The 22,877-nt window shown below is 61.3% G+C and carries 23 protein-coding genes, 1 tRNA gene and 2 pseudogenes; 16 read left to right on the top strand and 10 right to left on the bottom strand.

Translation table 11 applies throughout. The annotated features are described in order from the left end of the window. Positions 1-4: 4 nt before the first annotated feature. Together K289_RS44270 and K289_RS50375 are read right to left on the bottom strand one after the other, a co-directional pair. Positions 5-382, bottom strand: coding sequence for a hypothetical protein (locus tag K289_RS44270; RefSeq protein ID WP_051310559.1), 378 nt, complete (start codon positions 380-382; stop codon positions 5-7). Positions 383-651: 269 nt separating this feature from the next. Continuing rightward, a pseudogene (locus K289_RS50375) lies at positions 652-768 on the bottom strand (OmpA family protein); the annotation flags it as partial. Between the two features lie 143 nt (positions 769-911). Between K289_RS50375 and K289_RS0112225 the strand changes: the two are divergent. The 5 genes from K289_RS0112225 (at position 912) to K289_RS0112205 (ending at position 5,791) form a co-directional block, all read left to right on the top strand. Further along, a complete protein-coding gene (locus K289_RS0112225) occupies positions 912-1,718 on the top strand; it encodes a lytic murein transglycosylase (RefSeq protein ID WP_027551776.1) in 807 nt (268 codons plus the stop codon). Positions 1,719-2,110: 392 nt separating this feature from the next. Then, a complete protein-coding gene (locus tag K289_RS0112220; RefSeq protein WP_027551775.1) occupies positions 2,111-2,485 on the top strand; it encodes a response regulator in 375 nt (124 codons plus the stop codon). 56 nt (positions 2,486-2,541) lie between these two features. Continuing rightward, positions 2,542-3,153: a LysE family translocator gene (locus K289_RS0112215; protein ID WP_027551774.1), complete on the top strand. Its 612-nt coding sequence runs from the start codon at positions 2,542-2,544 to the stop codon at positions 3,151-3,153. 768 nt (positions 3,154-3,921) lie between these two features. Further along, entirely contained in the window at positions 3,922-5,133 is a 1,212-nt protein-coding gene (locus K289_RS0112210; protein ID WP_027551773.1) for a GGDEF domain-containing protein, read from the top strand. Positions 5,134-5,164: 31 nt separating this feature from the next. Continuing rightward, the gene (locus K289_RS0112205) at positions 5,165-5,791 is read left to right on the top strand and encodes an N-acetylmuramoyl-L-alanine amidase (protein WP_027551772.1); all 627 of its coding nucleotides are present in this window, start codon (positions 5,165-5,167) and stop codon (positions 5,789-5,791) included. A 120-nt stretch (positions 5,792-5,911) separates the two neighbouring features. Here the strand turns inward: K289_RS0112205 and K289_RS0112200 are convergent, their stop codons facing one another. From K289_RS0112200 to K289_RS0112190, 3 genes are all read right to left on the bottom strand, one after another. Then, a complete protein-coding gene (locus tag K289_RS0112200; RefSeq protein ID WP_027551771.1) occupies positions 5,912-6,253 on the bottom strand; it encodes a hypothetical protein in 342 nt (113 codons plus the stop codon). Between the two features lie 177 nt (positions 6,254-6,430). Then, positions 6,431-7,330, bottom strand: coding sequence for an RNA polymerase sigma factor RpoH (gene rpoH, locus K289_RS0112195; RefSeq protein ID WP_027551770.1), 900 nt, complete (start codon positions 7,328-7,330; stop codon positions 6,431-6,433). A 215-nt stretch (positions 7,331-7,545) separates the two neighbouring features. Next, positions 7,546-8,553, bottom strand: a complete 1,008-nt coding sequence (locus tag K289_RS0112190; RefSeq protein ID WP_027551769.1) for an RluA family pseudouridine synthase — start codon at positions 8,551-8,553, stop codon at positions 7,546-7,548. Between K289_RS0112190 and K289_RS0112185 the strand changes: the two genes are divergently transcribed. From K289_RS0112185 to K289_RS50365, 3 genes are all read left to right on the top strand, one after another. Further along, on the top strand, positions 8,552-8,893 hold the full coding sequence (locus K289_RS0112185) for a hypothetical protein (RefSeq protein ID WP_027551768.1): 342 nt from the start codon (positions 8,552-8,554) through the stop codon (positions 8,891-8,893). The two genes, K289_RS0112190 and K289_RS0112185, sit on opposite strands and share 2 nt — an antisense overlap. A 56-nt stretch (positions 8,894-8,949) precedes the next feature. Next, positions 8,950-9,024: transfer RNA gene (locus tag K289_RS0112180), tRNA-Glu, on the top strand. Between the two features lie 88 nt (positions 9,025-9,112). Beyond that, positions 9,113-9,775, top strand: coding sequence for a DUF6538 domain-containing protein (locus K289_RS50365; RefSeq protein ID WP_027551767.1), 663 nt, complete (start codon positions 9,113-9,115; stop codon positions 9,773-9,775). On the opposite strand, the gene K289_RS53055 is transcribed toward K289_RS50365, so the two are convergent. Continuing rightward, positions 9,690-9,989 carry a nitroreductase family protein gene (locus K289_RS53055; RefSeq protein WP_084788599.1) on the bottom strand — a complete coding sequence of 100 codons (300 nt, stop codon included), beginning with the start codon at positions 9,987-9,989 and terminating at the stop codon, positions 9,690-9,692. The two genes, K289_RS50365 and K289_RS53055, sit on opposite strands and share 86 nt — an antisense overlap. 401 nt (positions 9,990-10,390) lie before the next feature. Further along, the gene (locus K289_RS0112165; RefSeq protein WP_027551766.1) at positions 10,391-11,365 is read right to left on the bottom strand and encodes a LysR family transcriptional regulator; all 975 of its coding nucleotides are present in this window, start codon (positions 11,363-11,365) and stop codon (positions 10,391-10,393) included. A gap of 102 nt (positions 11,366-11,467) precedes the next feature. Here K289_RS0112165 and K289_RS0112160 point away from each other — a divergent pair, with 102 nt between their 5' ends. From K289_RS0112160 to K289_RS44255, 8 genes are all read left to right on the top strand, one after another. Next, positions 11,468-12,643 (top strand): acyl-CoA dehydrogenase family protein, encoded by a 1,176-nt coding sequence (locus tag K289_RS0112160; RefSeq protein ID WP_051310558.1) that lies wholly within the window; start codon positions 11,468-11,470, stop codon positions 12,641-12,643. Positions 12,644-12,760: 117 nt separating this feature from the next. Continuing rightward, on the top strand, positions 12,761-13,558 hold the full coding sequence (locus K289_RS0112155; RefSeq protein ID WP_035684538.1) for an ABC transporter ATP-binding protein: 798 nt from the start codon (positions 12,761-12,763) through the stop codon (positions 13,556-13,558). A gap of 33 nt (positions 13,559-13,591) precedes the next feature. Beyond that, positions 13,592-14,464: an ABC transporter permease gene (locus K289_RS0112150; RefSeq protein ID WP_027551763.1), complete on the top strand. Its 873-nt coding sequence runs from the start codon at positions 13,592-13,594 to the stop codon at positions 14,462-14,464. Positions 14,465-14,504: 40 nt separating this feature from the next. Continuing rightward, positions 14,505-15,500, top strand: coding sequence for an ABC transporter substrate-binding protein (locus tag K289_RS0112145; RefSeq protein ID WP_198024691.1), 996 nt, complete (start codon positions 14,505-14,507; stop codon positions 15,498-15,500). Between the two features lie 90 nt (positions 15,501-15,590). Further along, entirely contained in the window at positions 15,591-16,760 is a 1,170-nt protein-coding gene (locus tag K289_RS44260; protein ID WP_051310557.1) for a CaiB/BaiF CoA-transferase family protein, read from the top strand. Between the two features lie 91 nt (positions 16,761-16,851). Next, positions 16,852-18,096, top strand: a complete 1,245-nt coding sequence (locus tag K289_RS0112135; protein ID WP_051310556.1) for a CaiB/BaiF CoA-transferase family protein — start codon at positions 16,852-16,854, stop codon at positions 18,094-18,096. 107 nt (positions 18,097-18,203) lie between these two features. Beyond that, on the top strand, positions 18,204-19,358 hold the full coding sequence (locus K289_RS0112130; RefSeq protein ID WP_027551760.1) for an acyl-CoA dehydrogenase family protein: 1,155 nt from the start codon (positions 18,204-18,206) through the stop codon (positions 19,356-19,358). A gap of 133 nt (positions 19,359-19,491) precedes the next feature. Beyond that, positions 19,492-20,535: an acryloyl-CoA reductase gene (locus K289_RS44255; protein ID WP_063614137.1), complete on the top strand. Its 1,044-nt coding sequence runs from the start codon at positions 19,492-19,494 to the stop codon at positions 20,533-20,535. A 161-nt stretch (positions 20,536-20,696) separates the two neighbouring features. Here K289_RS44255 and K289_RS0112120 read toward each other — a convergent pair whose 3' ends face one another. From K289_RS0112120 to K289_RS44250, 3 genes and pseudogenes are all read right to left on the bottom strand, one after another. Next, the gene (locus K289_RS0112120; RefSeq protein WP_027551759.1) at positions 20,697-21,848 is read right to left on the bottom strand and encodes an NADH:flavin oxidoreductase/NADH oxidase; all 1,152 of its coding nucleotides are present in this window, start codon (positions 21,846-21,848) and stop codon (positions 20,697-20,699) included. A gap of 373 nt (positions 21,849-22,221) precedes the next feature. Next, positions 22,222-22,545, bottom strand: a complete 324-nt coding sequence (locus tag K289_RS0112115; RefSeq protein ID WP_027551758.1) for a cytochrome c — start codon at positions 22,543-22,545, stop codon at positions 22,222-22,224. 12 nt (positions 22,546-22,557) lie between these two features. Then, positions 22,558-22,877, bottom strand: a pseudogene (locus K289_RS44250) (oxidase); the annotation flags it as partial.

Raw genomic sequence — 22,877 nt, 5'->3', positions numbered from 1 at the left:
CGGATCAACTCGTACGGCGAGTTCCATCTCGCGGCGCGCGCATCACGTCGGATGATCGCGCAGCCAGCTTCTCAACAACAAGCGAGCCGTGCCCGCCGCCATCGTGGAATTCGTCTGCGTTACGCCCTTGCGCCATGATCGCGCTGCCCATCGCTGCGGAGCCGAGGGTGATGAGGAAGGAGCCGAGCAGAAGGAGGAGTGCAACGCCAGGCGCGTGATCGGCGAAGATCAGCTCGCGCAGATGTCCGGGGTTGAGCCAGAGCAGGCCGCCGACGAGCAGCGCGGCGGCGCAGGCCCCGATCGCGAGGTTAATGGCGAGCAGGCGGAAGAGCGGCAGGCGCAGAAGAGCGACGGGTTTCGATGTGGGCTTGTCGTCGGCCATGACTGATCGTCCTGGGATTTGCCGGACGTCTCTTGCCTGGCTGCGCCGCAGGAGCCCGATCTTGTCGTTGTGACTGTTCCGCTCGTCATTCCGGGGGGCGCGCAAGCGCTAACCCGGAATCCATTTAACCGCATTATTGGTGGCGCAATGGACTCCGGGCTCGCGACTTCGTCGCGCCCCGGAATGACAAGGCGCAGCGCACGAGCCAATTCATCTCACGCCGCCGACGCGCTGGCCTTGATGCGCATCAACTCCAGCGCTCGCGACCCTCACGGCGCGACCAGCTCCACCCGCCGGTTGAGCGCGCGGCCGGCATCCGTTGCGTTGGAGCCGACGGGAGCAAGCAACCCTACGCCGGCGGTCCGCAGCCTTGGCTGCGCGATGCGGTTGAGGATGGGGATGGAGCGCGACTCGTTAGTCGCGCTCACGTTGCGATCGGTTCTGGCGGGGTTTTGCCGCTTTGACGGGAGTCCGGTTCCCGGGCATGATCGCCGGCCGCTTCGCGCAAGGATTTCGGGGATCATTCCACATGCTGAGATTTGTTCTGGCCGTCGCTTCCATGGTGTGTCTGGCCGGCGGCTCGGCTGAGGCCGCGCGCTGCGGCGGCGACTTCAACAGTTTTGTCGCCAGCATGACCTCGGAGGCGCAGGCGGCCGGCGTCTCGGCGAGCGTGACCAGCGCGGCGTTCGGTGGCGTGACGCAGGATGGCGCCGTGCTCGCCTTCGACCGCCGGCAGCGCTACACCTTCAACAAGAGTTTTGAGCAGTACGTCTCGACGCGCGTCGGGCCCGGTCGCATCAACGGCGGCCGCGCGCTGCTCCAGCGTCACGCCGCGCTGCTGTCGCGCATCGAGCAGCAGTTCGGCGTGCCCCGCCAGATCCTGGTCGCGATCTGGGGCCTGGAGAGCGATTTCGGCAAGGGCGACATGGGCAAGCTGCCGGTGATCCGCACCCTCGCAACACTGGCGCATGACTGTCGCCGTACCGAGCTGTTCCAGGGCGAGCTGCTCGCCGCGCTCAAGATCGTCCAGCGCGGCGACCTGCCGCTGCGCGACCTCATCGGCGCCTATGCCGGCGAGATCGGCCAGACCCAGTTCCTGCCGTCGTCCTACATCAAATACGGCGTCGACTTCGACGGCGACGGCCGCGTCGACCTTCGCCACAGCGCCGCCGACGTGCTCGCCTCGACCGCGAACCTGCTCCACACCAACGGCTTCAAGATGGGCCAGCCCTATGGCGAAGGCACCGCCAATTTCGAGGCCATGCGCGAGTGGAACAGGGCGCTGATCTACCGCAAGACGATCGGCTATTTTGCCGATCGGCTGATCGGGCAGTGAGTTCGCGCGGCTGAGAGACGAAGCGCTCCCGCCACACACTCCGTGTCATCATCCGCGAAGGCGGGTGATCCAGTATTCCAGAGGCAGTAACGTCATACGGAGGAGCCGCGAAGTACTGGATGCGCCGGTCAAGCCACGGCATGAGAGCGGAGATATTGATGACGGAAGCTCACCCGATCGTCGTCCTGGCTCTCGCCAGGACGACGGTTGAGGGCGGGCGGCGCTTTCGCATCACGTTCGTCGTCCCTCGCTATCTTCTCCAGCTTCCGCTGCAGCCACGCCGGCCGTGGGAACTTGGATGTACATTTTTTCAGTTTGGAACCGAACCATATCGCGGGCGCGCCCTTAACATACGTTAGTTCAGTGAAGACGATCATTTTTGGAGCGGCCACATGAGACAGGCTATGCCATATCGGGCGACCGCGCTGATTGTCGAGGACGACGCCATGCAGCGCGAGATGCTGTGTCTCCTCCTGGAGGAGAGCGGCTACGAAGTCATCCAGTGCGAAAGTGCCGAGGCGGCCGAACGCGTCCTGGACAACAATGCCGGCGCGCTATGCCTGATGCTGACCGACGTGCAGCTCGCCGGCCGCATGAACGGGGTCGAGCTCGCCTATGTTGCCAAGGACCGCAATCCGAGGCTCGACGTCGTCGTCACCTCGGGCCGTCCGCTGGCGCAGCCTTTGCCTGACGGCGCGAAATTCTGGGCCAAGCCCTGGGCGCCACTCGACGTGCTGCGCGAGGCCGAGCTCGCGCAATTGTCCTGAGGGACCGTCCTGGCAGCTTGCTTTCTTGCCGCGAGAGGCGGTGATAAGGTCTGTCCATGACCCTGTCCTTCCTGCTCACCTCACTGATCGTGGTCGCTTCGCCCGGTACCGGCGTGCTCTACACACTGGCCGCGGCGCTGACGCGCGGCTCGCGCGCCAGCATCGCAGCAGCCTTCGGCTGCACGCTCGGGATCGTGCCGCACATGACGGCGGCGATGCTCGGCCTTGCCGCCGTGCTGCACACCAGCGCGCTCGCCTTCGCCGCGCTGAAATGGTGCGGCGTGGGCTATCTGCTCTACATGTCCTGGCAGGCGCTGCGCGAGACCGGGGCGCTCGCGGTCGAGGGTGAGATCAAGGAGCGCTCGAGCGGCCGCGTCATCGTGACCGGCTTCCTGATCAACATCCTCAATCCAAAACTGTCGATCTTCTTCCTCGCCTTCCTGCCCCAGTTCATCGCGGTGGACGAGCCCCATGTGCTGGCTCGGATGCTGGAATTGAGCGGCGTCTTCATGGCGATGACGTTTGCGGTGTTCGTCGTCTACGGCCTGTGTGCCGCCTCGGTGCGAGCGCGCATCATCTCCCGCCCGGGCGTCATGGCCTGGCTGCGCCGCAGCTTTGCCGCCGGCTTTGCGTTGCTTGGAGCGAAGCTGGCGTTCGCCGAGAGGTAGGCTGCTTTCTTCACCTCTCCCCGCGCGAGGGGAGAGGCTGGATTACATCGAAAGATGTGCAATCCGGGTGAGGGGGAATCCGTCTGCTATCGTCTTTGTGGAAGCGCCCCTCACCCCCCTCTCCCCGCGAAGAGCGGGGCGAGGGAGCGAGAGAGCGGAGCGGATGGCAATAACGCGACAAATAAAAAAAGCGGGCCTCGCGCCCGCCATCTTCAAACTGTTTCAACCTTACCTGACACCCGGGCGGAGCGAGGCTCCACCCGGGCAAAGAAAAAGAAGCCGCGTTACTTCTTCTTCGCCTTCTTGGCCTTTTTCGCCTTCTTCTTCGCCGCCTTCTTCGCTTTCTTAGCCATAGTATCCTCTCAAGGGTTAATGGTGAAACGCGACACGAGGGATGCTCGGCGGAGGGCCAGCCTCGCAACATCCTCGATGACAAACTCAGCAGATTCGCGGGCAACTGCCCCGTGCTGTCATATCTCCGTCATCACGTTATCCACAGCTCAGACGCATTTTCGGGTGATTTTTGCCCGCGAATCCGCCTCCGGTTCGCCCGGACGTGGCCGGCTGTCGCGCATCAAGTCTTGCTTAACGATGCCGGAGTCCGTTTGCGGGATTCATCAATCCAAAACCAAAGCCCGTGTTTGCAGGATCGCGGTGAGACTCCATTAAGCGCGCCACGCGCATTGTCGTCCGCAAGAACACGGGGGCGGTTATGCACGGACGGTTGCCTAAGGCGGGAGGCGGGACGCTGCGCGTGCTGCGGCCGCCATGCTGAACGTACCGACACTTTGGACGGTCTTCGTCATCAACTTCCTGGCGCTCGGCCTGATCTGGGCCTATGTGACGCGCTCCTATCCGAAATTCGAGGCCGCGCGGTTCTGGATGGCATCGGCCTTCGTCGCCGCGGCAGGCGCGATGGCGGCGTTGGTCCACCTGTTCGTCACCTCTCCCGTGCCGCTTCTGGCTGGAGCTGCTGGCATCATGGCGGCGAGTTGCCTCGCCGCCATGGGCATACAGCGCTTCTACGACCGGCCGGTGCCCTGGCGCGCCATGGCCGTGACGGGCGTCCTGAGCCTCGCCGGTGTCGTGTTCTTCAGGATCGTCTTCGACCACATGCAGCTGCGTATGCTCTGCTACACGGTCGGTCAGGCTCTTCCCCTGCTGTCGGCGTTGCGTCTCCTGCTGTCGCCGCAGGAAGGCCGCGTCAGCCCTGGCGCCTGGCTGTCCAGCATCGTCATCATCACGATCATCGCCATCTTCGTGGCCCGTACGGCGGGCAATGTGCTGGGCGGCGATTTTTCGGCGGTCGCCGGAAGCCAGGCCCATGCCGTCATGGTGCTCGGACTCCTGTTCCTGTCGATGACGCTCAACTTCGGCTTCCTGTTGATGGCGATGGACCGGCTGCGCAACGAGGTCGCCGACCTCGCGCTGCTCGACGACCTCACCGGCGTCGCCAACCGGCGGCATCTGTTGCAGCGGCTTACCGAGGAGTGCGCCCGCTCGGAGCGCAGCGGCGAGCCGTTCTCGCTGCTGGTGATCGATCTCGACGGTTTCAAGACCATCAACGACACCCATGGACATGCTGCGGGCGACGCCTGCCTGCAGCACTTCACCCTGATGGCGCAGACGCGGCTTCGGCCGGGCGACATGCTGGCCCGCACCGGCGGCGACGAGTTCTGCGTCGTGCTGCCGTCCTCGTCGCTCCACGAAGGCGCGTTGATCGCCCGCCGCGTGCTCGAGGTCTGCCGCCAGGACGCCGCCGCCTGCACCGGCAACGACATCCCGATCGCGATCTCGATCGGCGTGGCGCAATGGGATCGGGCCATCGGCCAGTTTCCGGACCGCCTGATGGCTCATGCCGACGACGCGCTCTACGCGGCCAAGAAGAACGGCAAGAACGATTTTGCGGTCTATGATCCGGCGCCGTCGCTCTCGCCCGAGCTGACTGATCTGGCCGCGGCCGCGCGCAAATTCGCGTAAGATGCTAGGCTCGGGTCCGCATTGGACCCGCATGATGATGTCTCGCCTGCTCGCGGCTGTTCTCGCCGCCTATGCCCTGATCGCTCCCGCCGCTGCAATGGAGGCCGACCTTGCCAAGGTCGCGCGCGACTCCGGCACGCCCGACATTCCCGGCTTGAAGATCGTCTGGCTCGCACCGTGGGGCGATGTCGCTCAGGCTCATGCCTGGCGCAACATCATCGTGCATCAGACCGAAGGGCCGGCGGGCTCGGCGCGGGGCGGCGCGCAGGAGCAGTCGAAGAACCCGACCCGCCGCGGCGTCACGGTCTGGGTCGAGACTGACGGCACGGTCTATTGGGCGGTCGCGGAAAATCTGGTGCCGACCCATGGCGACGGCGCCAACCGCAACGACAACAAGTACATCGACAACAAGACGACCTATCGCCAGGTCGTGCGCGACAATTCGATCGGCGTCGAGTTCGCCGGCAACTATCCGGACGTCACAGCGGGACCGACCGAGGCGCAGGTCGCGGCGTGGCGGATCCTCGTCCGCGTGCTGCGCGCGCGCTACGACATTCCGCTCGACCACGTCTATGCGCACAATTGGATCGATTACAAGGACGCGCGCTATTGCGAAGGCTGCTGGCTCGCGACGCTGGCGCGGACGTGGGGGGAGTGAGGGCCTCTCGTCATTCCGGGGCGCGCGTAGCGCGAGCCCGGAATCCATCGCGCCGCAGAGTTGGTGGATGAATGGATTCCGGGCTCGCGACTTCGTCGCGCCCCGGAATGACGAAGGAGGTTATGTCGCCGCCGTCATCCACCCGAACAAGCGCCGCATCAGCCCCGGCCGATCCGGCAATTCTGGCGGCCCGTCGGCGGCGAGCACCCGCTTGAAGAAATAGTCCAGGAACACCATGTCGTTCGGCTCGGTGACGGTGAACTGATCGTCGCCGAAGAAGACGCTGTAATCGTAGAAGAACGGCCCGACGAACGGAATCGTCGCGGTGCTGGCATAGTCCTTCGAGACCACGAACTCCGCCGGATCCAGCCCGTGCTCGCGCATCGCCTGCTCGACCAGCGGCAGCTTGCGCATGAACTGGGCGGAGAAGCCGCCGACGGTGGATTGCAGGATGATCGACACGGCGCGAGCTCGGTCCGCTTGATGCTGACGCCTTTTTGGTCGGTTGAGCGGCGAACGCGGTTCAAGGCAAGCTCGGCCGGTTTGGCGCAGGGGAGGGCCGCCAAACAAAAAAGCCGGCGTGGCCGCCGGCTTTTCCGTCTTTTCGATCCGCCAATCTCTGGCGCAGGGAAGTTGCGCTTAGTGCGCGGCTTCCAGCGCAGCCTGTTCCTGCCTTGCGATCGTGCCCTTGACCGCGGCCTGCACCTTCTCGAAGGCGCGGACTTCGATCTGGCGGACGCGCTCGCGCGACACGCCGAACTCGGCGGCAAGGTCTTCCAGCGTCATCGGCTCATCGGCGAGGCGGCGCGCCTCGAAAATGCGGCGCTCACGCGGGTTGAGCACGCCCATGGCGCCGTTCAGGGCGTCACGGCGGTGATCATACTCCTCGTGCTCGGCCATCATGGCTTCCTGGTTGGGTGTATTGTCGACCAGCCAGTCCTGCCATTCGCCGGCCTCGCCGTCGTCGCGGATCGGCGCGTTGAGCGACGCGTCGCCACCGAGGCGGCGATTCATGTCGATCACGTCCTGATCGGTGACGCCGAGGCGCTTCGCAATGATCTTCACCTGGTCGGGGCGGAGATCACCCTCGTCCAGCGCGTTGATCTTGCTCTTCGCCTTGCGCAGGTTGAAGAACAGCTTCTTCTGGTTCGCGGTGGTGCCCATCTTCACGAGCGACCAGGAACGCAGGATGTACTCTTGAATCGACGCCTTGATCCACCACATGGCGTAGGTGGCAAGACGGAAGCCCTTCTCGGGCTCGAAGCGCTTCACCGCCTGCATCAAGCCGACGTTGCCTTCCGAGACGACCTCGGAGATCGGCAGGCCGTAGCCGCGATAGCCCATGGCGATCTTGGCCACGAGCCGGAGGTGGCTGGTGACGAGTTGATGTGCCGCGTCGCGATCGTCGTGCTCGCGCCAACGCTTGGCGAGCATGTATTCCTGCTGGGGTTCCAGCATTGGAAACTTGCGGATCTCGGCGAGGTAGCGGGAAAGGCCGGATTCTCCATTGAGGACCGGCAAAGCAGCGGTACGGGCCATAGTGCGCCCTCCAAAGGTTCAGGCCCCCGATAGCGGCGGGCCAGGCAGACGACCGCTTGGTTAAAGCCGGCCGGACTGCGATGTTCCGCGTTGGTCTTTCAACGCAGGCGCAATATACCCCATCGAGGGTCGTTTAGGGAAGGATTGCTGACGTCACGTCCCCGTGTGGCAGCTATAACTTTTTGTAAGGTAAGGCTTTTCTGAAGCACCCTGCGTCATAGCGCCGCTTTCAGAGCACCTTCAAGGAGAAGCAAATCCTCCGGCAGGGGCGCCTCCCAGTGGAGTAATTCTCCCGTCCTCGGGTGCTCCAATACCAGCAGATAGGCATGCAGGGCCTGCCGTCCAAGGGCGGCCAAAGCCGCCTGCGACTCGAGGCCGAGCTGGTTTGCCTTGGTCTTGAAATGCGGGCCATAGACGGCGTCTCCCATCAGGGGGTGGCCGATATGGGCGAGGTGGACGCGGATCTGGTGGGTGCGTCCGGTCTCGAGTTCGCAGGCGAGCAGCGCCGCCACGCCCTTGCCGTCGCGCCCGGCAAAGCTCTGAAGGATCTCCCAATGCGTCACCGCCTCGCGGCCGGTCTGGCGCACCGCCATCTTCTCCCTCGCGTGCGGATGGCGGTCGATCGGCGCGTCGACCGTCCCGCGCTGGCGGTTCGGCAGCCCCCAGGCGAAGGCCATGTAGCCGCGCCGCATCGCGCCCGTCCGGCCGTGATCGGCGAATTGCGCGGTCAGCGATTGGTGGGCGAGGTCGTTCTTGGCGACCACCATCAGCCCCGTCGTGTCCTTGTCCAGCCGGTGCACGATGCCGGGCCGGCGCACCCCGCCAATGCCCGACAGCGAAGAGCCGCAATGAGCGATCAGCGCATTCACCAGCGTGCCGGTCTCGTGGCCGGCCGCCGGGTGCACGACCAGCCCCTTCGGCTTGTTGATGACGATGATGTCGTCGTCCTCGAACACGATGTCGAGGGCGATGTCCTCGCCCTTCGGCTCCGCCGGGGCTGCCTCCGGCACGTCGATTATGATCGTATCGCCGGCGGCGACGTGATAAGCGGGGTCGCGGACCGCGGCGCCCTTCAGGCTCACCGCGCCCGCCAGAATCAGGGCTTTCAGCCTTGATCGCGACAGGTCCGGCAGGCGCGCGGCCAGCACCCGGTCGAGCCGGGCCGAGCCCTCGTCGCCGGCAACGACAACCTCCAACCTTTGCGCTGACCCAGAGCCCTGCATGACGACCGAAACCGCTGTTCCCGAACCGACCCCCGAGCAGGCCGCGCTGTTCGCGCGGGTGCGGCGGATGATGCTGATCGCGGGGTTGACCACGGCGCTGGCGATCTGCGCCGTCCTGATCGCGGTGGGCTACCGCCTTTTCAAGTCGGAGGGAAGGGCGGCCGAGGCCCTGAGCGACGTCACCGCCACCCTGCCGAGGGGCGCGAGGATCGTCTCGACCGCGGTCGCGGGCGACCGCCTCGTGGTGACCCTCGACGTCGGCGGGGCAACCGAGATCCGCACCTTCGACGCCCACACGTTGAAACCGGCCGGCAAGCTGAAATTTGCCAATGAGCCATAAAAGGCAGGTTCAGTCCTTGCGGCGGACAAATTTCGAGGCTATTGGCTAGCCCTCACGCTCCCTTCGTCTAGCGGTTAGGACGCGGCCCTCTCAAGGCTGAAACAGGGGTTCGATTCCCCTAGGGAGCGCCAGCGGCTCTAGAAGCGCTGAGATTTCAAAAACATCACGCAAATCATGGCTTTGACTGCGCTCGGGTGGTAGCACTGGGTCGTAGCTTTGATGCGCGCGTTGATGGGACTGATAAGAGACAGACACGGGACGTACTACGCTCAGCGGAAAGTGCCTGAACGCCTCCAAGAAGCCGTCGCGCGCGTCCTCAACTCCGAGAAACCCAAGCAGGTCTTTCTGAAGAAGTCCCTCGGCACCAAGGTGCTGAAGGAAGCGAATGTTGCTGCCACGCACGTCCTGGCCGATTTCAACCGGACATTGGCCAGTGCTGAGGCGCTGCTCAAAGAGCGTCCCGTAATATCGTCGCTCTCCGATGCGCGGGTGAAGCGAATGGCCGAGCACTATTACGCTTCGGTCTTGGCTGCTGACGAAGATGAGCGTCAAGAGGGCACAGGCTCTGAGCCAATCTTCCAAAGCGTTGCCGAGCAGTTCGCCGCAGCAGGCATCGAGTTCAACACCCCCTTCCCAGACGCGATGGCTGCTTTGGCCAAGGGGGACATCACTCATGTCCGCTTTGATCTGGAAGAGCTGCTAGACGAATTCCAACTGAACTTGGACCGCAAAAGCCAATCATACAGGCGGCTAGGAATGGCCGTGCTCTCTGCACGTGTGAGGGGCCTTAAGGACATCAAGCAAGGTTCGGGACGTCCTGAAGCCACCTTTGGCCTAGGTGCCCACCCGCCAAAAGCGCACAGATTTCTGCTCGCAAAATAGGTGAACCGACAATGATGATGTCGCGCTGCTGCAAATCGCTCTTTGTCGGGGCGCAGAGCGCAAGCGCGCAAAGTCGTCGCAGGACGTGATCTTGGAGTTGCTCGGGCCGAAACTTTCTTATCGAGCCGCGCTTGGCCAGCTGGAAGTGAACGGCCGGGGAGTCGTCCTGAAGCTCCGGTTCGGCGGCCTCGGGGCCGAAGCGGTTGGAAAGCAAATGGCGCTCATGTGGCGGTCCAAGTTTAGTTTGCTATGAGACCCTTGCAACCGCATCAGGCTAGTCGATCCTGGTTCCGGAGTCGCGCCAAAAAACTCAAGTCCCGTATTCAGTCTTACGCGAGCCAGGTGCACTTCGGAAGGAAGTGGACGTGTTGAACCTGGCGCTTGTATTGTCGGCGCAGCTTGCGGAGCAACGATCGGAGAGACGATGTCAAGATTCGAGCGGTTAACGTCAGGACTCAAACTTCCTTTTATGGTTGCAGCCTATGCTGCTCAACTGGAGCCCTGATCGAGGAGATATCGAGAGAATACTCGCTGGCGCAGCGATCCTCCGCCCGTCTCATAGCGAGGTTCACTGGGTGACTTGAGCGATCGAGCAGAGCATGGATAGCGAGACGATCAGGAAGTACGCGTCGCGCGCCCGGCTGTGGGCGGACGTCGCGATTGTTTGCGGGGCGCGAAGGACTTTCTGAGAGAATCGGCCAATTCTTCTACTTCGGCTCTCCAGCGCATCGTTGGGTCCCATATCGCCGTCAAATCCATGCCCAGCGCGACACCGTTTGCGGTAATCTTTGCCGTGTAGAGGTCCGTTCGGGTGCTCGATGGCATCACCGCGGTGCCAAGACCGACACGAGCCAAAGCGAGAATGACGCTGGCGGAGCTGCCCTCGTGCATGATGTTCGGCGTAAGTTGTAGGAGCCGCAACGCGGCGTCGAGAGTTAAGCGAGACTGATAGCGTCGGTCGAGAATTAGCAGCTCTCGCCGACAAAGTGCCCGAAGCTCAATACCATTCTTGACCTCGCCAGGGGTAAAGGGCTCCGAGGACCCGGCGAGAATATTCAAACGCACAATTGGGCGATCGATGAGCCCGGTGTCAAAGCGAGGGCGGGCAGTGATGCCGAGGGAAGCCTTGCCACTCAAGATGAGATCTTCGATCTCGACCCCTCCGGCTTCCAGAAGGCCTATCCTGACGTTAGGGTGAGTTCGCACGAAATCGGCGATGCAATCGGCGACTACTGTCTCGATCATATGTGCGGTCGCCGCGACGGTTAGGTGAATCGCCGGGCGCACACCGTTCACGCGTGCAGCCGCCTCCAGCGCAGCAATTCCTTCCAACGCCGCCAAGGCGAGGGGAAGCAGATTTTGGGCCTCGCTCGTCGCCGCCAATCCCCGTCCAGAGGATTCGAAGAGAGACAGGCCCAGCTTGTGCTGGAATTCGGTGATGCGTCGCGACAACGCCGACTGCGAGATGTTGAGGCGCTCGGCTGCCTCCACTAGAGAGCCCGATCGGTAGACGGCAACGAAGGATTCCAACGACCGCTTATCCATCCTTGCAAGATCCTCAACGATTTTCCTGACTTGCAGCTCGCGCAACTAAACTTCTGCAAATATTGCACTTTATGCATGATGTCAATTGGTTTACCGATGATGCAACCATCATCAGCTCCTAACGAGCGCCCTCAGGGAAGGAACCAAATGGCAGTCGCTGTCAGTTCTTGCGTGTTCTCGCACGAGGAGATCCGGGAGCGCGTCAAGGAACTTGCCGACCGTGTACTTCGGCCTGCGGCAGCGGAGCTCGATAGAACTGAAGAATATCCATACGCTCATGCCCGCGCGCTCCGAGATATCGGAATTGCGGGGATGACGATGCCGAAGGCCTATGGCGGCCGCGACGTCAATTTTCTTGGCGTGACCATTGCCGTCGAGGAGGCAGCCAAGGCGTGCGGGATTTCCGGCAGAATTGTCGTTGACACCAATATGGGTGCCGTCCCCGCTATCATGGCATACGGCACGGAGACGCAGAAACGCCGCGCGTCAGAACTTATTCTCGACGCCGACAAGCCGGCGATCTGCTTTTCGGAACCGCGAGCCGGCTCCGATGCGACCAACATGACCACCAAGGCTGTACGCCGCGGCAATAGCTACATTCTCAATGGGACGAAGCACTGGATCACCGGCGCGGGCATCACGCGGCTCTATCTCGTGCTCGCTCAGGTCTATGACGGCGAAACCTACCAAGGTATCGGCTCGTTCATGATCGAAGCCGGACATCCGGGCTTTCGTGTCGGCAAGCGCCTTCCTGCAATGGGCCTGCGTGCAATTCCGGAAGGAACGTTGCACCTGGAAGATTGTGAAGTCCCCGCCGATGCTTTGCTCGTCCCGCCCGCAGGGTTGAAGAAGGGCTTCGGACAAATCATGCAGGCGTACAACTCGCAACGCATCGGCGCAGCCTCGGTGGCCCTTGGAATCGCACAAGGAGCCTACGAGGCCTCCTTGGCCTACGTCGACGAGCGCGAGCAGTTCGGACGGACGATCTCCGAGTTCCAAGGCGTGCAATGGATGCTGGCAGACATGGCGATCACGTTACGCGCCTCGCGACTCCTGATCCAGGACACGGCGCGTAACGCTAATCCGTGGCCGGATGTCACGGCATCGGCGCAGGCCAAGATATTCACCGCGGAGGGCGCCATCAAGGTGACGAACGATGCCCTGCAGCTGCACGGCGCCGCCGGGTATGGCCGCGATCTGCCGCTCGAACGAATGGCGCGGGATGCACGCATGTTCACCATCGGCGGGGGTACGACGCAAATCCTGCGCAATATGGTCGCAGGCGGACTGCTCGGTCGCCGCCTTCCGCAGACAAGGACGTAGACCGAGACGCGGCGACCCAAAAAAATCGGCGACGCGGAATTTAGAAGAGTGGGATTTGGAAACGCAATTGGCGTCATGCGGATCGGGCCGCGCATGACAGTCGGATAGGAGTAGGTGATGCTGTCGACGCTCCAGGTCGTCTCGAATCCGCGCCCTGCGCAGATTCCTCAAGAGCCGCTCCTCCAGGTCTCGGGGGTGACGCTTCAGTACAAGACCACCGAATACCTGGTTACGGCGACATCGCAAGTCAGCTTCGATATCCATGCCGGAGATCGCTTCGTTCTGTTGGGGCCGTCTGGTTGCGGCAAGTCGACGTTGCTGAAGGCGATTGCCGGCTTCATCAAGCCGGTTGAGGGAAGGATGACCCTCAAGAACCGTCAAATCGATGCGCCCGGTCCCGATCGGATGATGGTTTTCCAGGAATTCGACCAATTGCTGCCGTGGAAGACCGTCAGACAAAACATCGAGCTGCCGCTCAAGCTCAACAAGCGCGCGGATGTCGCTCGCTCTGCAGAAGAGATCATCGAACGAGTCGGGCTCACGAAATTTTCAGATGCATATCCGCATACGCTTTCGGGCGGCATGAAGCAGCGCGTTGCAATCGCGAGAGCCATGGCAATGAAGCCGGACGTCCTCCTGATGGATGAGCCGTATGCGGCCCTAGATGCTCTGACCAGGCGAAAGATGCAGCACGAGTTACTGCAACTTTGGGACAAGACACGCTTCACTTTGATCTTCGTGACGCACTCGATCGAGGAGGCCGTCCTCATCGGCAGTCGGATCCTCGTGCTTTCGCCCCATCCTGGCCGGGTGCGCGCCGAACTCAATGCGCACCAGTTCGGTCCGGACAGCCAAAACGGGGCCGAATTTCAGGCGCTCTGCAGGAAGATCAACGACATGCTCTTCGAGCATTAAGCGAAACAAGAAGGAGACCTACTTGTGAGCTCGATGATTCTTACACCCCCGATCCGCGACGAATACGAACTCACGGTGTTGCCCGCAAAGGATCCGAGTGATGTAGAGGTAAAACTCCCCCTGTTTACGCGCCTGGCGGAAGTAGCGCTGCTGCGCAGGCTCACGGTCCTCGTGGTTCTTGCAATCATCTGGCAAGTCTACGCCACCCGGGTCGACGTACCGATCCTCTTCCCCAGTTTCGCGGATACCATGCGTGCGCTCGAAGACGGCATTGCGAGCGGCGTCATTCCCGCGCGGCTCCTCGTGACCCTGAAGACGCTCTTGGTGGGTTATGTCATCGGCCTCGCGATTGCTTCCGCGTGCACGATTCTGGCCGTTTCTACCCGGATCGGCACGGACATCCTCTCGACTTTGACTGCGATGTTCAATCCGATGCCGGCAATAGCTTTGCTGCCGTTGGCCTTGCTCTGGTTCGGCTTGGGGAACGTAAGCCTCTTCTTCGTCATCGTGCACTCAGTGGTTTGGGCGGTCGCCCTGAACGCGCATTCCGGCTTCTTGGGCGTCTCCGAAACCCTGCGGATGGCTGGGCAGACCTTTGGTTTGCGCGGAGTGAGGCTCGTGTTCCACATCCTGATTCCGGCCGCGCTCCCGTCAATCGTAACTGGTCTAAAGATCGGTTGGGCCTTTGCCTGGCGGACGCTCATTGCCGCGGAGCTTGTCTTCGGTGCTGCATCGGGGCAGGGCGGGCTTGGTTGGTTCATCTTCGAGAAGCGCAACTCGCTGGAAACTCCGAGCGTCTTCGCAGGCCTACTGACCGTGATGATCGTCGGTCTGATCATCGAAAACGGGATCTTCCGACAAATCGAGAAGAAGACCGTCATCAAGTGGGGGCAGGTGCGTGCTTGACGCCTGCCGGCCAAAGAATGAACGACATGAGAGGATGGGCATGAAGATTCTAACGTCTCTGATGGCCGCGGCCTTCGCATTTACAGCGTTTCAGGCGCATGCAGAGGTCAAGGAGGTAAAGCTGGCGCGGCAGTTTGGCCTTCACTACTTGCCGCTGGTCCTGATGGAGAAACATAGGCTGGTCGAAAAAGCCGCCGCAGCTGCCAACATCGAGCTAAAGGCGAACTGGTTGCAGATATCCGCCTCGGGCATCAACGAGTCTCTGTTGTCGGGGGCGATCGACATCTCAGCGACAGGTACTGGGCCGCTTGTACTTCTATGGGACCGGACCCACAGCAACCTCGCAGTCAAGGGCATTGCCGCCGTCAGCGAAGTGCCGATGATTCTTACGTCCAGAAATCCGTCTTTCAAGTCTCTCAAGGATCTCGGCTCAACGGATCGCATCGCTATGCCAGCCATTGCGCTCGGCTCGATGCAGGCTGTTACGTTGAAAGCCGCGGCTGTCCAACTATTTGGCAAGGATGCTGTGACCAAGTTCGATTCCAATGTGGTCGCTATGGCGCACCCCGATGCTGCAACTGCACTTCTCTCCGGAAAGAGCGAAGTCAACGCTCACTTCACGGCCGCTCCCTACTCGTACATGGAGCTTCAGGACCCGCAGATCCACAAGGTCTTGAGCTCCTACGACGTGTGGGGCGGACAGTCGACCCTCATTACAATCAATACGACGACTAAATTCTACGGACAGAATCCGAAGGTCGTGAAAGCCGTGTTTGATGCCCTCAAGGAGGCGTCGGCCATGGCAAACAATGATCGGAAGGCTGCGCTGGCGGACTACATCGCCGTGACCAACGAGAAGCTAACGCCGGAGGTCCAGGAGGCCTTCTTGAAGGACAAGAAGATCAACTTCCAGGTCGCGCCGCGAGGTCTGCAAAAGGTTGCCGAGTTCATGCTCTTTGCGGGCGGCGTGAAGCAAAAGTCGACCAGTTGGAAGGACTTGTTCTTCCCTCTCGTTCACGACGAGAACGGCAGTTAGTGGCGAAGGCGAAATTGGCGCGCAGTCAGGAATGACCGCCGCTGCCACAGGACGAATGAAGGTGGATGTGCTGGTGAGCATGGGTGGCAAATGGGCCCGCTGAGTGGACTGAAGATCGTCGAATTGGCGGGCATAGGACCGGCCCCGATGTGTGGGATGCTGCTTGCCGACCTGGGAGCTTCCGTCCTTCGCATTGACCGTCTCGAACCTAGCGGGCTCGGTGTGGAACGGCCGATCGAGTTCAACCTGATCATGCGGAACCGTGACACAGTGGCGCTTGATCTCAAGTCGAAGCGCTCGATCGAATTGGTGCTGCGGTTGGTGCAACAGTCCGACGTACTGATTGAAGGGTTTCGTCCCGGCGTGACAGAGCGGCTTGGACTTGGGCCAACCGAGTGCATGGAGAGAAATCCGGCTCTCGTATACGGACGAGTTACCGGATGGGGACAAGACGGCCCCCTTTCCAACTATGCAGGGCATGATCTCAACTATGTCGCCATCACCGGAGCGCTTGCAGCCATGGGGCGCGCCGGCGCTCCACCCACCCCTCCGCTCAACGTGGTAGGCGACTTTGCCGGAGGAGGTCTTTTCCTGGCATTCGGCATTCTAGCTGCAGTGATCGAGGCCAGGCAGTCCGGGAGGGGGCAGGTCGTCGATGCGGGAATCGTGGACGGTGTTGCATCGATGATGACGCAATTCTTCGGAATGAAGGCCGCTGGGCTTTGGACGGAGAGGCGCGGGGACAATATCTTGGACTCCGGTGCGCCATTCTACGACGTCTACAAGTGCGCAGACGATCAGTTTATCGCGGTCGCACCGATCGAAGACAAGTTCTTCCTTGAACTTGTGCGGCTTATCGATCTTCCGGCGTCGACGATCGAGTTGAAGAAGGACAAGCGACGATGGGGGGAGCTTCGTACGACCCTCGCCGTTACCTTCGCAAAGAAATCGAGCCAACATTGGCGGACCCTCCTCGAGAACACAGACGCCTGCTTCGCTCCGGTGCTGACGATGGAGGAGGCGGGCAGCCATCCTCAATTGAAGGCGAGAAAGACGCTTATCGAGGTTGCGGGGGTTGTTCAGCCCGCACCAGCTCCGCGTTTTAGTCGGTCGGTTCCTGATCTTCCGAGACCGCCGCGCGCTCATGATCCAAAGGATTACGAGGAAATCCTGTCGCGTTGGCTCCCCCGCGAAGAGCTGGCTCCCGCACTCGAGATAATCGCGGCGACTAGCGAGGCTGCGTTGCAACCTGCCAGGTAGCCCAGCTTTCGCCACTACGGACCCCCAGCAGCTTGTGGTTCAATCACAAGTAGATGACAGAGATGATGACGCTCATAAGGATAGAACTCTGATGAAATCTTTCCAGAACCGCTCAGATCTGTCGAATGGTCCCTTGGCCGGTTACCGAGTTCTTGATCTCGGATCGACAGTCGCCGGCCCCTTCTGCGCGAGATTGCTCGCCGATTTCGGTGCGGAGGTCGTCAAGGTCGAGGATCTGGTGGGAGATCCACTGAGGAATCTCGGAGAGACTTTCCGGGGTAAGTCGCTCTATGCAACTACGCTGCTGAGAAACAAGCGCATCATATCGATCAACCTGCGCTCAAAGGACGGACAAGACATCGTCCGACGGCTGGTGCCGCACTTTGACATTGTGGTCGAGAATTTTCGTCCCGGAATGCTCGAGAAGTGGGGCTTGGGATACGACGATCTCCGAAAGGTGCGCCCCGATCTGATCATGACGAGGATCAGCGGATTCGGGCAGACTGGCCCAATGTCGCAGCGCCCTGGCTACGGCGTCATCGGAGAGGCGATGAGCGGCTTGCGAGAAATGATCGGAGATCCGGATCGACCTCCCTCTCGCGTTGGCCTGCCGCTCACGGATTATATCACCGCCATCTATGCCGCGTTCGGTACGGCGATGGCGGTGATCGCTCGCGAAAGTACCGGCGAAGGACAGTGCGTCGACGCGGCTCTTTACGAGTCCGCCTTCAGTCTGATGGAGGCTTCCGTCCCCGCGTTTGAAAAGACCGGCAAGCTTCCACGCCGGGCCGGAGCTCGTTTGCCGAACAGCGCACCAAACAGCTTGTACCCAACACGCGACGGAAAATACATCCACATCGCAGCGCTCGCCGACCAGGTGTATCGCCGGCTTTGTAAGGCGATGGGACGGCCGGAGTTGGGGGCCGATCCGCGATTTGCAGAGCAGGCCACGCGAGCCCGACACGTGGAAGAGATTGATGCGATCGTGGAGGCGTGGACCGGTTCGCACGACCTTGATCAGGTAGAAGCGATCTTGGACGCTGAGGATGTTCCCGCGAGCCGCATCTTTACGATGGAAGACATTTTCGCAAACAAACACTATCGCTTCCGAGAAATGATCCTAGACGTCCCGGACGAGGATCTCGGATCCGTCAAGCTGCCAGGAATTGTGCCGAAGTTATCTCGAACGCCTGGCCAAGTTCGTTGGTCAGGGCGCCGGAACGGCCAAGACAGTCAAGCAATTTTGAGAGAGTACCTGAACCTGGACGATGCGGAGATCGAACGCCTCCTCATTGCCGGTGCCATCGGCGCGGATGCCCTTGAAGCGACAGTATAAGCGGGAGTCACGGCAGAACCTGCGACGTAGATCGAGGAGACGAGCGGTCGCCTCACAAGAACGCGTAGGCCTCGGGTAACGACCAAGAAAGGATAGAGGCAGTCAACATGGACTTCTCCCTCACCACTGAGCAACAGATGATCGTGAAGGCCGCGCAGCGCATGGTCGAAACGGACATTCAGCCCGTGCTCGATGCGAACGACAGGGATAAGGCGCTTCCGAAGGACGCTATTCTCAAGATATTCGCTAAGGCTGCAAATCTAGGCATGACATGCGCGAGGATTCCCGAAGAAGGCGGCGGAGCGGGCATGACCATGGTCGACTGCGGGCTGATCACGGAGCAGATCCCGCCGACCGTTGGTCTGATCCTTCAGCCTCATGAAGCTACGACGACCCGGATCTACTTCGGATGTACGCCCGAGCAAAAGGAACGCTACCTCGATGACTTGATGACAGGCAAAAAGATTGCCTGCACTGCGAGCACCGAGCCGGACGTAGGCTCCGACCCAAGGGGAATCAAGACGCGGTTGAAAGAGGAGGGCGGCGAGCTCATCCTGAATGGCGCGAAGCAGTGGATATCCAACGCGACCGTTTGCGACGTGATGAACGTGACATGCCGCCTCGTGAAGGAAGACGGCAGTTCGAGCATGGTTCGTGTCCTGGTCGATCCGACCGAGTCCAGGTTTGACGCACGGGAAGTGGACATGCACGGGCTTCGACAGGCTCCGCTCGGCGAAGTGACATTCAGCGACTGCCGCGTACCCAACGTCAATCTTTGTCCGGACACTGGTGAAACGGCCAAGCTCCTTACGGTGACGTGGCTCGCCAATCGACCGCTCGTTGGTCTAATGGCCGTCGGCCTGGCTCAGAGGGCGCTTGATGCCGCACGCAGCTATGCGGGTGTTCGTAAGCAGTTCGGCAAGCTGATAGGTGGCTTCCAACTCGTGCAGCATGATCTCGCTGAAATCGAGACCTGCGTTCTGAGTAGTCGGCTCCTCTGCTTCAATGCACTTTCCGCCATCGATCGCGGTGAACGAGCGAACGGCCTCTCTGCGATGGCGAAACGATACGCGGTAGATGCCTGCGATCGGGCGATTGCACTCGCGATGAGACTGCACGGTGCTATGGGTCTCAGCAAAGAGCTGGGTCTGGAGCAGATGGCGCGGGACGTTCGAACTCTCACCATCCCTGACGGAACGCCGGGCATTTTGACGCTCATCCAGGGGAGAGAAATCACCGGTCTCGATCCCTTCAGATCGTAACCGGTATCGGCCGTGCCGAAATCGTGCCTAGGAGAGACGAAATGGTGTTCTGCGAGAGTTCCAGGGAGCGGTTCGCAGAACAGCTTGGCTGCAGTGTCCTGAGAGACAGGGCCGGCCCTAACGAGGAAAAAAGATGACAACATTCAAAGCCTATCGAGTGCACACCGTCGACGGCAAGCCCGTCTGCAAGTTCGAACAGTTGACGATGGATGACCTGGACCCGGGTGATGTCGTCATCAAGACCGCGTATTCTGCGATCACTTACAAGGATGCGATGGCGGCCCGCGGCGTCGGAAAAAACGTTCGAACGGATAGGCCCTGTGTCACTGGCGTTGATCTCTCTGGCGTCGTCGTGTCATCCGTGGATCCTCGCTTTCGCGAGGGGGACAAGGTTGTTGTGACCAACTATAAGTTGGGCGTCAACCAGGACGGCGGGTACGCCGACTACGCGAGGGTACCCGGCGACTGGATTGTGCCACTGCCCGACGGGCTTGATCTATACGAGGCCATGGGACTCGGAACGTCGGGTCTCACCGCAGCGCTCGCCGTCGATCGCCTCGAAAGCGCGGGGCTGAAGCCCGAAGATGGAGTCATGGCAATCTCCGGCGCGACCGGTGGGGTTGGTTGCCTCGCGGTCGATATGTTCACCAAGCGAGGATTCGAAGTCGCCGCAATTTCAGGTAAGGCCGAGCAGGAGCCGTTCCTGAAGAGAATCGGCGCGACAAGGATCATTTCCCGTCAGGAACTGCTGGCCGACAAGGCGCCGCTCGCGCCGCCATTGTTCGCCGCGGCCCTCGACAACGTCGGCGGCGTGTTCTTCGATCGTCTGGCGGCACGTCTGCAGCCATACGGTAAGCTCGCGGTTGCGGGAATGGCCGTAGGCGCTGAGCTTAGTACGACAGTGCTTCCGTGGGTTCTCCGCGCCATCGACGTGCTTGGCATCAATGTGTCTCGTCAGTTGCACATGGATGAGCGCAAGAGGCTTTGGAAGCGTTTGGCTACCGATCTGAAACCGAATCATCTCGCCGAAACCTCGCGCCCCATTCCTTTCGATAAACTCGACGAAGTGATGGACCAATTCTTCAATGTGACGGTGGTTGGCCGGATCGTGGTCGAAGTGGGATCGAGGGCGCCCAAGGGGCAGGATGCTCCTGTGCTCGAGCGACAGCAGAGCTGACTTCAGTGCCGGAGGGTGATGGACGGAGCCCGTCACTCTCCGGACCAACCCGAGAACCCGGTTCTTGGCGGGTCAAAGCCCATATCGAAAGAATATCCGCTTAGCTCCGGATGGTTGGTTCTCGATGATCCCTTCGGCCGTCAGGCTGGACCTTCTTGGCATCAAAAGCTCGATGTGAAGCCTAAACCGGTTTCGCGACGCTTGAGCCGCCAAGCGTAATCGGCAGGAAAAAGGTCGAGGTAGTCGCTCAGGCCGAGCTCCTTTGCTGCTTGGACAGGCCAGTCACCACGCAGCATCAGTTCGCGCGCGAGGGCAACAAGATCCGCTTTGCCTTCTCTTAGGATCAGCTCGCAGTGACGCGGGTCGGTGAGAAGTCCTACTGCCATCGTCCGTGCCTTCGCATCGCGCCGGACGCGCTCGGCAAAGGGGACCTGATAACCAGGGACATTGGCCAGCTTCGGCATCGCCGATTTTCCCGAGATGCCACCTGAAGAGCAATCGATCACATCGACGCCGCGCTGAACAAGCTCGCGGGACAGTGCCACAGTGTCTTCTTCATCCCAAACGCCACCCTTTCCATCCACGGCGGACAGGCGAAAGAACAACGGCTTGTCCTCGGGCCAATCGCGACGCACCGCTTCGACAATCTCAAGGGCGAAGCGCATCCGGCCGACGCGGTCTCCGCCGTATCGATCGGTCCGTTGATTGGACACCGGCGACAAGAACTGATGGATTAGATAACCATGCGCACCGTGTATCTCGCAGATGTCAAAGCCAGCAGCCGCCGAGCGCTTTGCGGCTTCGGCAAAGGCTCGTACGACAATCTTGATGTCGTCGACTTGCATTTCGAGTGGCGTGGGCATGTCAGGGGCACCACGCAGGGGGCTCGGAGCAATTCCGGTCCATGGTGGGCGCCCCATTGCGGCATCTGAGTCCGTCAACGCGGCGAAATTTCGCATCGGGCCGTGCGTACCTGCCCGTCTACCGCAGTGGCCCAACTGGATCGCGGGGATGGATCCAAGAGAGCGAACGAAGTCGGTAATCCGTCGATAGCCCTCAACTTGCCGCTCGTTCCATATCCCGGCGCAATCGTAGGTCTTGCGCCCTCGGGGCTCAATGGCGGTCTCTTCAGTGAAGACGATGCCAGCGCCGCCCAGTGCCATTCGTCCCAGATGCACCAAGTGCCATTCGTTTGGACAGCCATCATCAGATCGATACTGACACATTGGGGAAACAACGATGCGATTGCGCGTCGTGACGCCTCTCAGGGCCAGAGGACTAAATAGTAGTGGATGGGTCGAGTTGTTGGTCATAATGGAGACGGCGATTGAACCCATTCGACCGGAGGTGCCAAAGGGCACGACCAATCGAGCGAACGATTGGAAACTGGTTCATCCAAATCATCTTGGAATTTGTTCGTTGAATCAAATGCATAATTCGGAGTTGGATATATGCAGGGCTTGCACGAAATGCCCAGCGCCCTTGGGCCCGACCGGTGGGTACGCAAGCAGTCCCGACTGCCCTCTCGCGCTTAGCGACTCTTGTAGGAACTATCGATGCTTCTCGCGCGAGCGCGCCCGTCGACTGGTCCGAGCGTGAACTTTCGAAGCTTGGTGTCGAAGTCACCCGGCCAGTCAGATTGGAGGCTAGTTGGGCAGTGGGGCACCGACGGTGCCCCACCTGAGCTCAATAGGTCGCGGCCAGATAGTCGACGATCTTGCCGATATCGGCGTCGTCGATCGGCGCGCCGTAAACCTTGATCATCTTGGTCACCTCGGCCTGCCAGAAGGCCTTCCTGTCCTTCATCGGCGGCTGCGTGTTGATGTAATCGGACGAGTGGCAGGCCGTGCAATTGCCCTGGACGACCTCGAGATTGGGGCCGGGTTTGAAGGCCGCAGTCTCGTCCGGGATCTTGTAGTTGACGGGCGCGGCGGTCACCGAGCCGGAGCCGGTCGCAAACCAGCCAAGGCCGGCGGCGGCTGCGATGGCGAGGAGAACGGTGCGTTGCATGGTTATCCTCCTTCAGGCCACGGTCACGCGGACGGTTTCGACGACGTTGCGCAAATAGCCCGCCGGGTTCCAGCGGGGCGTGTTCGGCTGCGTCTCGCCACCATTGCCGGTCGCGCGGACCTTGAGATCGTAGGCGCCGGCCGCGAGCTTCACCGGCAGCTTCCATTCGCGGAAGGAATATTTGCCGAGATCCTTGCCGAGCTTCGCACTGGTCCAGGTCTTGCCGCCGTCGGTGGAGACCGCGACCTCCTTGATGCCCTTGCCGCCGTCGAAGGCGATGCCGCGCAGGGTCGTAGCTCCCACCTTCAGCTTGGCGCCATCGGGCACGCTGG

The organism is Bradyrhizobium sp. Cp5.3 (genome assembly GCF_000426265.1).
Lineage (GTDB): Bacteria > Pseudomonadota > Alphaproteobacteria > Rhizobiales > Xanthobacteraceae > Bradyrhizobium > Bradyrhizobium neotropicale.
The sequence above is the reverse complement of the archived record's forward strand: the minus strand, read 5'-3'. Positions and strand labels throughout refer to the sequence as shown.